The sequence below is a fragment of the Rhodococcus sp. IEGM 27 genome (assembly GCF_033142305.1).
Classification (GTDB): Bacteria; Actinomycetota; Actinomycetes; order Mycobacteriales; family Mycobacteriaceae; genus Rhodococcus_F; species Rhodococcus_F oxybenzonivorans.
In genome coordinates this window covers 985,113-997,536 of the sequence record NZ_JAWLSG010000001.1, presented here as the reverse complement: position 1 = coordinate 997,536, position 12,424 = coordinate 985,113, and the positions used below count along the sequence as shown (strand labels likewise).

Below are 12,424 nucleotides of genomic sequence, written 5' to 3'. Positions count from 1 at the left end.
GGCGTAAATTGCGCCGTCGGCCTCGGTCGTCGGCACGCCTCGCCGAGGGTCGGGCAGTGCGATCTCGGCTGACGTGACCGCCCGGCCGGCAGCTTCTTCGTCGAATGCATCCGACTGTGAATAGCTTGATTCTCTGTAATGGAGAGGATAGTTTCCAACTAGTAAGAGAGCGACCATCGTGGGGTGTCCCCGTCGGAAAGCGGAGACGCCCGGTGATGCTTCCGCTTCAAAACCTGCGGTCCCCATGTCCTCGACTTGCCCGCTGACCGCATCGTCGAAAGGGAGATTCATCGTGACCACATCAGCACCGCTGCGTCCCGGTGAGCAGCTCGCCAGTGCCGTCTGCTCCACTCGAGTGATCGTCGTGCGCGCCCCGGCCGAGGGTGCGCCGCTCATCGCCTGCGGTGGCACACCGATGCTCCCCGCTACCGGCGGCCGGCCTTCCACAGCCGGAATGACCGATCCCCGCACACTCCTCGGCAAACGTTATGTCGATGCGAGCGAGACCCTCGAGGTGCTGTGCACGTCCCCCGGCGTGGGAGAGCTGAGCTGCGACGGCGTCCCCATGACCATCAAGGCCGCAAAAGCCCTTCCCGCCTCCGACTGAGCGGAAACGGTCAGGGCACGCAGAGACGTGTTCGACGGTCCCGTCGGCGGTCGGCTGAAATGAGAGAGAGCAGAGTAATGGCTGTGCCCGGTGGCATGAGTTTCGAGCTGACCGAGGATCAGGAGTTGATCCGGAAATCGGTCGGCGAGTTGGTGAAACGGTTCGACGACCAGTACTGGATGGAAAAGGACCGCGCACACGAATTCCCCACGGAGTTCTACGACGCCATCGCGGACGGTGGATGGCTGGGAATGACGATGCCGCAGGAGTATGGCGGGCACGGGCTCGGCATCACCGAGGCAACCTTGCTGCTCGAGGAAGTCGCCCGGTCAGGCGGTGGTATGAACGCCGCGAGCTCCATTCATCTGTCGATCTTCGGAATGCACCCAGTTGTGGTGCACGGATCCGAAGAACTCAAGCAGCGGACGTTACCGCGCATCGCTTCCGGCGACCTCCACGTCTGTTTCGGGGTTACCGAGCCGGGGGCGGGGCTGGATACCTCGCGCATCTCGACCTTCGCGCGGCGGCAAGGCGACCACTACGTCGTAAACGGTCGCAAGGTATGGATTTCGAAGGCGATGGAGTCGGAGAAAATTCTCCTGCTGACCCGCACCCAACGCTACGACGACGTATCCAAGAAGACCGATGGCATGACGCTGTTTCTCACCGATCTCGATCGCAGCCGGGTGGACATCCGTCCGATCGCAAAAATGGGGCGAAATGCGGTCACCTCCAACGAGTTGTTCATCGACGATCTCCGTATTCCCGTCGAGGACCGCGTCGGTGAGGAAGGCATGGGCTTCAAGTATCTGCTCGACGGCCTGAACCCCGAGCGGATGCTCATCGCCTCCGAAGCGCTGGGGATCGGCCGGGTAGCGCTCGAAAAGGCAGTCAAGTACGGCAAGGAACGCGAAGTGTTCGGCAGGCCGATCGGAATGAACCAGGGCATCCAGTTTCCACTCGCCGATGCCTTGGCGCATCTGGATGCGGCCGAACTGGTTCTTCGAAAGGCCACCTGGCTCTACGACAACGGTCAGCCGTGCGGGCGTGAGGCGAACACCGCCAAGTATCTCTGCGCGGAGGCCGGGTTCGCGGCTGCGGACCGAGCGCTGCAAACCCATGGGGGAATGGGGTATTCGGAGGAATATCATGTCGCCCGCTACTTCCGCGAGGCCCGGCTGATGCGAATTGCACCGATCAGTCAGGAAATGATTTTGAACTATCTAGGATCACACACTTTGGGATTGCCGAGGAGCTACTGATGGCCGACAATATTGGGTTGTTCGATCTGACCGGACGGTCTGCGCTGGTAACCGGTGCCGCCGGGGGTATCGGTTCGGCAGTTGCGCAGGCACTCGCTACCGCGGGCGCTGCCGTGCTCGTCACGGACGTCGATGCCACCGCCGCCGCGTCTGTGGCCGAGAAGATTTCGGCGCGCGGAGGTAAGGCCGACAGCATCGCCTTGGACGTCCGCGACAAGGACTCCGCCGACGCGGCGGTGGCCAGGGCGGCCGGCTTTACCGAGGGTGTCCTCCACATACTCGTGAACAACGCCGGAGTGACTGCACCGGCCATGTTCGCCGATCTGCAGGAGGAGTCCTTCCAGCGGATGCTCGACATCCACCTGCTCGGAGCCTTCCACTGCGCCCAGGCAGCACTTCCGTTCCTTGCCACCGATGGAACCGGACGGATCATCAACGTGACCTCTTCGGCCGGAATCACCGGCACGCTCGGTCAGGTGAATTACTCCGCCGCCAAAGCCGGCATCATCGGCATGACAAAATCGCTGGCGCGTGAACTGGCCCGCAAGAACATCCTCGTCAACGCGCTGGCACCGCTCGCTGCCACCCCGATGACGGAAACCATACGTACGGACGAGAAGTTCGCCGCCCAGATGCTGAACCGCATCCCGCTGCGACGCTGGGCTGAACCCGAAGAGATCGCCGGTGCCTTCGTCTTCCTCGCCTCCGATGCCGCCTCCTTCGTCACCGGGCAGGTGCTGCCGGTGGACGGCGGCATGGTGATGTGATGGCCGAGCCTGCGGCGTCGGGCGGCCCACTCGAAGGCATCACGGTCGTCACGATCGAGCAGGCCGTTTCCGCCCCGATGTGCACCAAGACGCTCGCGGACTTCGGTGCCCGCGTGATCAAGGTGGAAAATCCGCGAGGTGGTGACTTCGCCCGCCACTACGACGACGTCGTCGGCGGCCTTGCGGCCCATTTCGTCTGGGCCAATCGCGGTAAGGAATCCGTGACACTCGACCTGAAAACCGACGACGGGATCGAGATGCTGCACCGGTTACTCGGCAATGCCGACGTACTGGTGTCCAACCTCGCGCCGGGGGCCACTTCCCGCCTCGGTATCGCGCCCGCAGATCTGGAAGGGCGTTACCCGGAGCTCGTCGCGGTCGAGATCGACGGTTATGGGTCGGGCGGGCCACTGTCGCACAAGCGAGCGTACGACCTGCTGGTGCAAGCGGAGTCGGGCGCATGCGCGGTGACCGGATTTCCGGGTGAGCCGGCCAAACCGGGTCCCCCGGTAGCCGATGTCAGTTCTGGACTGTATGCCGCGTTGTCGATCCTCGCTCTGCTGTGCGCGAAGGGGCGTCGCCCTGAACTGGGTGCTCGCTTCGGCGCGGTCACGGTCAGCATGTTCGACACGATGACGGAACTGATGGGCTACCCCCTCACCTACACACGGCACTCCGGGGTAGATCAGCAGCCGCTCGGAATGTCGTCGCCTGCGGTCGCGCCGTACGGCGCCTACCGGACGGCCGATGAACAGACCGTGGTACTCGGCACCACGAACGACGGGGAATGGCAGCGGTTGGCGCGGGACATACTGCAGCGCAGCGACCTTGCCGACGACGATCGATTCGGGACGAACTCCGGCCGGGTCACGCACCGTGCCGAGCTCGACGAGGCCATCGGTGCATGGTGTGCGCTCCACGACCTTGCCCACGTGCAGAAGATTGCCGACGCCGCGGGTATCGGCAACTCTCGGTACAACCTCCCGAGTGAGGTTCTGGGGCATCCGCAGCTCACTACGCGCGATCGCTGGCGGCAGATCGAGACACCGGCAGGGCCGATCCCCTCACTGCTGCCGCCGCCCATCATCGCCGGTTACGACCCTCCGATGGCGGCGGTGCCGGGTCTCGGGGAGCACACCGACTCCGTACTCACCGAGTTCGGGATCGCCGAAGCCCACCTTTCCCGGCTGCGGGAGCAGGGCGCCGTCGGGCCGGTCTACCGCTGATGTGCTCGTGAAGGGGAAACACTGTGACTGACAGTTCCATACTGTTGTGCCGGGACCGCGACGGCGTGCGAACTCTGACGCTCAACCGGCCGCAACGCAAGAACGCCATCAACGCGGAATTGTGGGCCGTATTGCGGGATGCGCTCGTCGCAGCCGGAACCGATCGTGCGGTACGTGCTGTGGTTGTCACCGGGGCCGGCGGGGCATTCAGCTCGGGCGCTGACATCGCTGTCCCGAGCGACGACCACCCGGCAGACAAGATGCGGCGCCTGACCGACGTAGCGATGCTGTTGCACGAGCTGCCGAAACCGACGATCGCCAAGGTGACCGGTGTGGCTGTCGGTGCGGGGTGGAACCTGGCACTGGGATGCGATTTCGTGATTGCCACGCCGGAAGCGAAGTTCTCCCAGATCTTTACGCGGCGTGGGTTGTCCTTGGATCTGGGCGGCTCCTGGCTGCTGCCGAAACTGGTGGGATTACAGCAGGCGAAGCGACTTGCCTTGCTGGCCGAGATGATCGACGCCGAAGAAGCACACGCCCTCAATCTCGTGACCTGGGTGGTGCCGGCCGCGGACATCGATGGTTTCGTCACCCACCTCGCCGAGCGACTGGTGGCAGGCCCGCCGGTTGCACTCGCGCAGAGCAAGGCGCTGCTCAACGAGGGAGCCGACCGAACGATGCGCGATGCGCTGGCGAACGAGGCCCGCGCGCAGATGGTCAATTTCGCCACCGCGGATGCTCCGGAGGCATACGCCGCTTTCGCAGAGAAACGCGAACCACATTTCACGGGTCGCTGGGCGGTCGCCCGTGCGCGCGACGCCACCGACCTTCGATCCATGGACAGACCGACAGTAGGAGAAGTCAATGCGTGAGGTAGTAATCGTCGAGGCGGTCCGTACCCCGGTGGGAAAGCGGAACGGCGGACTGTCCGGCGTGCACCCGGCAGACCTGTCGGCAATGGTTCTCACAGCGCTCGCCGAACGCACCCGGCTCGATCCGGGCATCGTCGACGATGTGATCTGGGGGTGCGTCTCTCAGGTCGGAGATCAGTCGAGCAACATCGGCCGGTACGCCGTACTCGCGGCGGGGTGGCCCGAAACCGTTCCCGGAACGACGATCAACCGAGCGTGCGGGTCGAGCCAGCAGGCGATCGATTTCGCGGTGCACGCGGTGATGTCGGGGCAGCAGGACGTCGTCGTAGCAGGCGGTGTCGAGGTCATGAGCCGGGTGCCGCTCGGAGCGGCGAAAGCTTCCGGCGCGCCGTACGGGCCCAAAGCGCTTGCCCGTTACGACAATTTCCAGTTCAACCAAGGTATCGGCGCGGAAATGATCGCCCAGAAGTGGGGTCTGTCCCGGAGCCGGCTCGACGAGTTCGCCAGTCTTTCACACGACCGCGCGGCAACCGCTCTGGACAACGGTGCCTTCGACACCCAGATCGTTCCCGTATCCACTGAGTCGGGCGTGATCGCCGTCGACGAGTGTGTGCGACGGGGAACCGACGTCGACAAGCTCGCTGCCCTGAAGCCGGTATTCCAGGACGACGGTGTGATCCACGCAGGCAACTCCTCGCAGATCGCCGACGGGGCCGCCGCTCTGCTCGTCACGACACCGGACAGGGCGCGCGAACTGGGGTTGACGCCGATCGTGCGGTACTGCGCCGGTGCCGTCACAGGGGCAGATCCGGTCCTCATGCTGACCGGACCGATTCCGGCGACCGAGAAGGTGCTGAACAAGGCGGGCATCGACCTCCCGGAGGTCGGCGTTTTCGAGGTGAACGAAGCCTTTGCCTCGGTGCCGCTGGCCTGGCTCGCGGAGACCGGTGCCGATCCCGCTCTGGTCAACCCGTTGGGCGGCGCGATCGCGCTGGGTCACCCGCTCGGCGGATCGGGCGCCATTCTGATGACCCGCATGATTCATCACATGCGCTACAACGGAATCCGCTACGGCCTCCAGACGATGTGTGAGGGCGGCGGCACCGCCAATGCCACCCTGGTCGAGCTGTCGGCGTAAGGGAAGGAATCGACATGCGCAGAGACGTTTTCACCGCAGACCACGAAGCTTTCCGAAAACTGGCCCGCGACTTCATCGAGAAGCGAGTGGTCCCCGACTATCCGATCTGGGAGAAGGCAGGGCGGATGCCACGTGCGGTCTTCGAGCAGCTCGGATCCCTGGGATTGCTGGGTACCGCCATCCCCGAGGAGTTCGGGGGAGCGGGGCTGCCCGACTACCGCTACAACGTCATCCTGCAGGAGGAGGCGGCCCGCGCTCTGGTTACGTTGAGCACGGTCCGTACCCAACTCGACGTCATCCTTCCGTATTTTCTCGCGTATGCCGACGACGCGCAGAAGAGCCGCTGGTTTCCCGGTCTGGCGGCAGGCACGTTGCTGACGGCCATCGCGATGACCGAACCGGGTACGGGGTCCGACCTCGCGGGGGTTCGCACCACCGCAGTGCGGGACGGCGACGAGTATGTCGTCAACGGTGCCAAGACGTTCATCACGGGGGGATTGCTCGCCGACCTCGTGATCGTCGTCGCTCGGACGTCGACCGATCCGGACAATCGGCGCGCGGGACTGACCCTGCTGGTTGTGGAGGACGGCATGCCCGGGTTCACGCGCGGTCGAATTCTCGACAAGATGGGCTGCAAGGTGCAGGACACCGTCGAGCTGTCGTTCGATGACGTCCGCGTTCCGGTGGCCAACCGGCTGGGTGAGGAGGGTGCCGCCTTCGGTTACCTCGGCCGAAATCTGCCGCAGGAGCGAATGACAGTGGCGGTCGGTTCGGTCGCCCAGGCGCGGGCGGCAGTGATGACGACGATCGAGTACGTCAAGGAACGTAAGGCGTTCGGCACGCCCGTCGCTTCATTCCAGAACACCAAGTTCGAGCTGGCGGCCATGTCCGCCGAGGTCGAGGCAGCACAGTCGATGATCGACCGGGCGGTGCTCGATCTCGTGGACGGCGAGTTGTCCGGTGCCGACGCAGCGAGGGTCAAGTTGTTCTGCACCGAGATGCAAGCGCGTGTCGTCGATCGGTGCCTGCAACTGTTCGGCGGCTACGGCTTCATGACCGAATACCCGATAGCCCGCCTCTACACGGATGCGCGCGTCGCCCGGATTTATGCGGGAACGAGCGAGGTGATGAAGGTAATCATCGCCAAGTCTCTAGGACTGTGACGACCGGATGTGACTGTAGCCACGCGTAACAACAAAAGAGATCCTTGTCACACCGGTCGAACTGACCTACTGTGTGTTCAGTAGGTTGGTCCAACGAAGGAGTCCGGTGTCGGAACCACGGCCGTATGACACGCTTCTGGCGAAGGGCGAGGATCGACGGCAATTGATCATCACCGCCGCTCAGCGGCTGTTGGCGCGGAACGGCTGGCGCAACACGACGTTGGCTCAGATCGCGAAGGCGGTCGGGGTCAGCCCCGCTGGACTGCTGCATCACTTCGAGTCGAAGGAGCAGCTGTTGCACGCGGTGCTCGACGCCCGCGATGCCGACGACGACGCTCACGCAGACCGCTCGGGTGATCTCATCGAGCAGATCGAGCGGGTCGCCGAGCGATTTGAGCGCTCACCGGAGCTGATCGGCATGTTCGCCGCCCTCCAGATCGAAAACCTCGATTCCAACGCGCCGCTGCACGACCGCCTACTCGGCAGAGCCAGGGCCTCTGTCGAGGCCGTGGCAGAAGGCATCCGGCGTGGTCAACGCGCCGGCCGATACCGAACCGATGTAGACCCGGCACTCAAGGCCGTAGAGATTGTTGCGTTTCTCAGAGGAATGGAGACCTCATGGCTACTCGACCCTTCGATCCCCGTGACCGACGTATTCAGGGAGTATGCACGATCGCTGACTCGACAGCTCGTGCCCGACAGCGGAGCCTGAGGTACCGGGTTGCTGTTGTCGCACCCAACGTGGTCGACGTAGTGAGGCTCGCCGGAGGGTGGCTGTTCGACCAGGCGATGGCAGGCTGGGATGTCTCGGCCATCGTCGCGGACCACTCGGACGCGCGGCCACTCCAGATTCTCGGAGCGATCACACTCGACCTGGAATCGGCGCTGGCTTCCCCTCACGGTCCCTGTCCGCAGGTGATCGCAGTGTCGGCGGATCTGTACCAAACCGACTCCCGCGTGCGGCGGGGTGTACTCGACAACCTCGACGAGGGCCAGACCGAGGTCCTGTTGCTCGGCGATAGTTTCCCGGATGACCTCGACGAGAGATTCGGTGCCGGCAGCCACCGGTTGAGTATGGCCGCCAGAGCTTTCAAGGCTCATGCCCTCGCGGCGGCTACCGTTTCGGTCGATTCGATCGGTGCCACGGAGACCTTCCGCCACAACGAGCTGCTCAACTGGCCGTCCTGGTCGATATCCGACATAGCTTGACCGGCTGGGTTTTTGGTCATCGGTGTGACTCCTCCGACTGCATCGGAGGAGTCACACCGGACTACTGCTCGCAGTCGATGAGTACCTTGCCGATGGCTTTGCCGTCGGCGACGAGCCGGAGAGCGTCAGCCGTGCCCTCGAGCGGATAGGAGGCGCCGATGTGGGGGACTGCACGATTCTCGAGGAGCAGGTCGGTCAGTTCCTGTTCGTTGCGATGAAATTCGTCGGCTGGAATGTCCTTGAACTGGAATCCGGAAATGTGAATTCCTTTGACCAATACCAGATTGAGAGGGATGGACGGGATGACGCCGGAGGCGTAGCCGACCGTAACGAAGCGGCCGCCCGGGCGTAGCGCGCGGAGGGCGGGCTCGGAGAGGTCGCCTCCCACGGGGTCCACCACCACGTCTGCGCCCTGGGGAAGTGCCTCTTTCAGCCGGGTGCGCAGATCTCCGGATCGGTGATCGACGAGGTGGCCGGCTCCATATGAAGCAGCGACGACGAGCTTGTCGGTGCTCGATGCGACCGCGGTGACGGACGCACCGAGTGCGATACCGAGTTGAACAGCGGCGAGGCCGACTCCGCCGCCCGCTCCGAGAACGATCAGCTCGTCCCCAGGCCGCAGGCGGGCCACCGAGCGAAGTGTGTGGTAGGCCGTGCGGTGTGCGACGCCGAAGGCAGCGGCGACGCGTGCATCGATGCCGTCCGGGATCTGCTTGAGGGTGAGTTTGTCGGAGGCCACGACGATCTCCTCGGCGAAGGCACCGACAAACCCGGTTCCGGTGACCCGGTCGCCCACGGAGACTGCGCTGACTCCTTCGGCCACTTCCTCGACGACGCCCGCGAACTCACTCCCGGGTGTGAACGGTGGTGGGACACTGACTTGGTACTTGTCGGCGATCAGCAGCACATCTGAGAAGTTAACGGCTGCGGCTCCGATCTTGATCCGCACCTGACCCGCCTCCAACAGAGGTGAGGGAAGCGTTTCGACTTTCACAGCCTCGGGGGGCCCGTACGAGGAACAGACTGCGGCACGCACTCTCAGATCACCGGCCCTGCCAGATCGGTGCGCGCTTCTCGATGAACGCCGCGGCGCCCTCTTTGGCGTCTGCACTGGTGAATACGATCGACTGCCAGTCGGTGAGCCGTTCCGCGGCCCGGGCAGCATCGGAGACCGAGAGACGGACGAGTTCCTTGCAGGCAGCGAGTCCGAGGGGTGCATTGACGGCGATCCGCGCCGCGTACTCCAAGGCGGTGTCCAACACAGCATCAGCTTCGACCACAGCATTGATCAATCCGAGCTGGTATCCACGGTCTGCGGTGATGAAGTCGCCAGTGAGCGTCATCTCCAGCGCGGCGTGCAACGGGAGTCTCGTGCCGATGGTCGTTCCGCCGCCACCGGGGAACAGACCCCGCTTGACCTCCGGGAAGCCAAATTTGGCGGTCGACGAAGCGACGATGACATCGGCCCCGAGCAGCAGCTCGAGTCCGCCGCCGATGGCCGTGCCGTTTGCCGCACCGATAACCGGGAGGGTCAGTTGACCGGAAGCCAGTCGCGCGTAACCCTCGGAGTTGAAGCCACCCTCGCCTTCTTCCGCGAAGGAGCGCAGATCCATCCCCGAACAGAATGCGCGGTCGCCCGCGCCGGTGAGGACGATGGCGCGAATGTCCGGATCAGCTTCGGCCTCCACGACGACGGTGCCGAGGTCACGCATCAGCGTGCCGGTGAGTGCGTTCCGTGCCTCCGGTCGGTTCAGGCGAAGGACCAGAATGGCGCCGTGGCGTTCCTGTACGAGTTCTGCGGTGTCGGTCATGACTTGTACTCCGTCGTTTCGGCGAGCTCGGCGGCCGCGATCATGGACTGGACGACGATGGGCCCGAAGGCGAGGAGCTTTTCGTTGTCGCCTGCACGCTGGTATCCCTGTTCGAGAATGATCGCCAACTTCCATTTGGCGAGGATCCGGTAGTAGTCGAGATCGTCGACCTGGCGTCCCGAGACGTCGGAATAGTGTCCTGCCAGCTGATCCATCGACGGCATCCCCTGCAGGTTGACGTAGCTGCAGGTGGCAGCTTCCGGGGTGCTGGTGTCCGCAGGCCAGCCCTCCAGCATCCAAGCCAGGTCGAGCTTGGGGTCTCCGACCGTGCCCATTTCCCAGTCGACGATCGCGGCCAGTTTCGCCGGTGCACCGTCCTGAAACATGACGTTCGCGAACTGATAGTCGCCGTGCATGATGCCGGGGACGAAATCGAGCGGCTTGTGGTTGCGCAGCCAGTCGGTAGCCACATCGAAACCGTCGAGTTCGCGGCCCTTGATCTTCGCGAAAAGGCCGGTCCAGCGGTCGACCTGGCGTTCGTGGAAGCCCTCGGGGCGGCCCAAGTCTTGGAGACCCCTGGACTTCCAATCGACCGCGGACAAGAGGGCGATGCCTTCGGCCAATTGGTAACCGAGTCCGGCGCGGGCCACGAGGTCGGTGTCGAAGGGGGTGGTCCAGTTCCTGTTCTCCATCGGTGACCAACCGTCGACGAATCCCATCAGGTAGAACGGCCGGCCGAGGACCGATGCGTCTTCGCACACGGCGACGGCCTCGGTGTGTGGCACGTCGGTGCCCTCGAGTGCCTGGATGATCTGCCACTCCCGCAGAATCCCCTTGTCGCGGTTCGCCGGAGCTTCGGGCGGTGGTATCCGGATCACGCAGCGGAGGTCTTCGCGGGTCAGTTCGTAGATGTCGTTCTGTGTTCCGCCGGAAAGGTATCGGTGTTCGAGCGGGGCACCCTTGCGAAGGCCCTGACCGTCCATCCAGTCCGACAGGCGTTGAAAGTCGATCACAAATTTCCTACTTCCAGTTCGAGGTACTCGGCGAACTTCGCCTTGGCGGCTTCTTGCTTCTTCGGGATCCATTCCGAGGGCCAGAGGTCGTCATTGGGCTTGTAATCGCGAAGTACCTGCTTGGCCACTGTGGTCTTGTGCACCTCTGTGGGGCCGTCCGCGAGGCCCATGACGGCGGCGCCGTGAATCATCTGGAACAGCGGCAGCTCGTTGGTCACGCCCAGTGCTCCGTGTACTTGCATCGCGCGCCAGGCGATGTCGTGCAGAACGGTCGGCATGACGACCTTGGCGGTGGCGATGTCTTTCCGAACCTTCTTGTAGTCGTTGTACTTGTCGATTTTCCAGGCCGTGTGCAGCACGAAGAGCCGGAACTGGGCCAACTGAGCGTAGGAGTCGGCGATATAGCCCTGGACGAATTGCTTGTCCGCGAGGCGGCTACCTGAGGTTTCGCGGCTGAGGGCGCGCTCGCACATCATGTCGAGGGCCTTCTGTGCGAGACCGATCGTCCGCATGGCGTGGTGGATCCTGCCGCCACCGAGACGGGTCTGAGCGACGGCGAAAGCCTGACCTTCTCCACCGAGCATTGCTTCTTCGGGAACCCGGACACCGTCGTAGTGAATGAGGGCGTGGGTACCGTCGTTCATGGCTTCCCCGTACAGGCCGACGTTGCGAACGATGTCGATTCCGGGCGTATCCGCCGGGACCAGAAACATCGACATGCCCTTGTAGACGCTGACGTCGGGGTTCGTGACGGCCATGACGATCAGGAAGGATGCGGTTCTGGCGTTGGAGGAGAAGTACTTCCAGCCGTCGATGATCCAGTGGTCCCCATCCTTGACCGCTCGCGTGGTGAACTGGGCTGGGTCGGCGCCTGCCTGGGGCTCGGTCATCGAATAGGTGGAGAACAACTCGCCGTTGAGCAGCGGCTGCAGATAGCGCTCCTTTTGTGCTTCGGTGCCGTAATGGGCGATGATCTCGGCGTTGCCGGTGTCCGGCGCTTGGCACCCGAACACGATCGGTGCCCACGAAGATCGGCCGAGTATCTCGTTCAGGAGCGCCAACTCGAGCGCTCCGTATCCCTGGCCGCCGAGTTCGGGTCCGAGGTGGGTGGCCCAGAGACCTTGTTTCCGAACCTGGTCTTTCAACGGGTCGATAGCCTTGCGTCGCGCCCCGTCGAGGGGAACGAACTGTTGGTGCTCCCAGATGTGATCGAGTGGCTCGACCTCGTCGCGTACGAACGTATCCGCCCAGTCCAGTTTCGCTTGGTACTCAGCGTCCGTCTCGAAATCCCACGCCATTGCGCCTCCTTCGTCAGCATGAGAATATCGTTCTCGTGAACACAAATGCAATTCTTAT

The 12,424-nt window shown here is 63.8% G+C and carries 13 protein-coding genes; 9 read left to right on the top strand and 4 right to left on the bottom strand.

Translation table 11 applies throughout. From position 1 onward, the window contains the following. The first annotated feature begins 292 nt into the window (after nt 1–292). The 9 genes from R4P95_RS04715 (at nt 293) to R4P95_RS04675 (ending at nt 8,244) form a co-directional block, all read left to right on the top strand. The gene (locus R4P95_RS04715) at nt 293–607 is read left to right on the top strand and encodes a hypothetical protein (protein ID WP_213573633.1); all 315 of its coding nucleotides are present in this window, start codon (nt 293–295) and stop codon (nt 605–607) included. 95 nt (nt 608–702) lie between these two features. Beyond that, on the top strand, nt 703–1,869 hold the full coding sequence (locus tag R4P95_RS04710) for an acyl-CoA dehydrogenase family protein (protein WP_109334870.1): 1,167 nt from the start codon (nt 703–705) through the stop codon (nt 1,867–1,869). After that, complete coding sequence (locus tag R4P95_RS04705; protein ID WP_213573631.1) at nt 1,869–2,636, top strand: SDR family NAD(P)-dependent oxidoreductase; 768 nt, start codon at nt 1,869–1,871, stop codon at nt 2,634–2,636. The genes R4P95_RS04710 and R4P95_RS04705 overlap by 1 nt, the downstream gene beginning before the upstream one ends. Then, a complete protein-coding gene (locus R4P95_RS04700; RefSeq protein ID WP_213573629.1) occupies nt 2,636–3,862 on the top strand; it encodes a CaiB/BaiF CoA transferase family protein in 1,227 nt (408 codons plus the stop codon). The genes R4P95_RS04705 and R4P95_RS04700 overlap by 1 nt, the downstream gene beginning before the upstream one ends. Nucleotides 3,863–3,885: 23 nt before the next feature. After that, nucleotides 3,886–4,734, top strand: coding sequence for an enoyl-CoA hydratase/isomerase family protein (locus tag R4P95_RS04695; protein ID WP_213573627.1), 849 nt, complete (start codon nt 3,886–3,888; stop codon nt 4,732–4,734). After that, nucleotides 4,727–5,872: an acetyl-CoA C-acyltransferase gene (locus R4P95_RS04690; protein WP_317743729.1), complete on the top strand. Its 1,146-nt coding sequence runs from the start codon at nt 4,727–4,729 to the stop codon at nt 5,870–5,872. The genes R4P95_RS04695 and R4P95_RS04690 overlap by 8 nt, the downstream gene beginning before the upstream one ends. Before the next feature lie 14 nt (nt 5,873–5,886). Then, nucleotides 5,887–7,035: an acyl-CoA dehydrogenase family protein gene (locus tag R4P95_RS04685; protein WP_208962623.1), complete on the top strand. Its 1,149-nt coding sequence runs from the start codon at nt 5,887–5,889 to the stop codon at nt 7,033–7,035. A gap of 106 nt (nt 7,036–7,141) precedes the next feature. Further along, on the top strand, nt 7,142–7,747 hold the full coding sequence (locus R4P95_RS04680) for a TetR/AcrR family transcriptional regulator (protein WP_213573623.1): 606 nt from the start codon (nt 7,142–7,144) through the stop codon (nt 7,745–7,747). After that, on the top strand, nt 7,744–8,244 hold the full coding sequence (locus R4P95_RS04675; RefSeq protein ID WP_213578294.1) for a hypothetical protein: 501 nt from the start codon (nt 7,744–7,746) through the stop codon (nt 8,242–8,244). The genes R4P95_RS04680 and R4P95_RS04675 overlap by 4 nt, the downstream gene beginning before the upstream one ends. Nucleotides 8,245–8,305: 61 nt before the next feature. Here R4P95_RS04675 and R4P95_RS04670 read toward each other — a convergent pair whose 3' ends face one another. Genes R4P95_RS04670 through R4P95_RS04655 form a run of 4 tightly spaced genes read right to left on the bottom strand, consistent with a single transcriptional unit; the run spans nt 8,306 to nt 12,366 of the window. After that, the gene (locus R4P95_RS04670) at nt 8,306–9,280 is read right to left on the bottom strand and encodes an NADPH:quinone oxidoreductase family protein (RefSeq protein WP_317743728.1); all 975 of its coding nucleotides are present in this window, start codon (nt 9,278–9,280) and stop codon (nt 8,306–8,308) included. A gap of 7 nt (nt 9,281–9,287) precedes the next feature. Next, on the bottom strand, nt 9,288–10,055 hold the full coding sequence (locus R4P95_RS04665; protein ID WP_213573620.1) for an enoyl-CoA hydratase-related protein: 768 nt from the start codon (nt 10,053–10,055) through the stop codon (nt 9,288–9,290). Then, nucleotides 10,052–11,068: a phosphotransferase family protein gene (locus R4P95_RS04660; protein ID WP_317743727.1), complete on the bottom strand. Its 1,017-nt coding sequence runs from the start codon at nt 11,066–11,068 to the stop codon at nt 10,052–10,054. Before R4P95_RS04660 ends, R4P95_RS04665 begins: the two co-directional genes overlap by 4 nt. Beyond that, the gene (locus R4P95_RS04655) at nt 11,065–12,366 is read right to left on the bottom strand and encodes an acyl-CoA dehydrogenase family protein (RefSeq protein ID WP_317743726.1); all 1,302 of its coding nucleotides are present in this window, start codon (nt 12,364–12,366) and stop codon (nt 11,065–11,067) included. Before R4P95_RS04655 ends, R4P95_RS04660 begins: the two co-directional genes overlap by 4 nt. Nucleotides 12,367–12,424: the final 58 nt, after the last annotated feature.

Bases quoted from the DNA above. Each gene is read 5' to 3' on its own strand.
- R4P95_RS04655 (WP_317743726.1), bottom strand. From the start codon at position 12,366: ATGGCGTGGGATTTCGAGACGGACGCTGAGTACCAAGCGAAACTGGAC.
- R4P95_RS04705 (WP_213573631.1), top strand. From the start codon at position 1,869: ATGGCCGACAATATTGGGTTGTTCGATCTGACCGGACGGTCTGCGCTG.
- R4P95_RS04710 (WP_109334870.1), top strand. From the start codon at position 703: ATGAGTTTCGAGCTGACCGAGGATCAGGAGTTGATCCGGAAATCGGTC.
- R4P95_RS04700 (WP_213573629.1), top strand. From the start codon at position 2,636: ATGGCCGAGCCTGCGGCGTCGGGCGGCCCACTCGAAGGCATCACGGTC.
- R4P95_RS04690 (WP_317743729.1), top strand. From the start codon at position 4,727: ATGCGTGAGGTAGTAATCGTCGAGGCGGTCCGTACCCCGGTGGGAAAG.
- R4P95_RS04665 (WP_213573620.1), bottom strand. From the start codon at position 10,055: ATGACCGACACCGCAGAACTCGTACAGGAACGCCACGGCGCCATTCTG.
- R4P95_RS04685 (WP_208962623.1), top strand. From the start codon at position 5,887: ATGCGCAGAGACGTTTTCACCGCAGACCACGAAGCTTTCCGAAAACTG.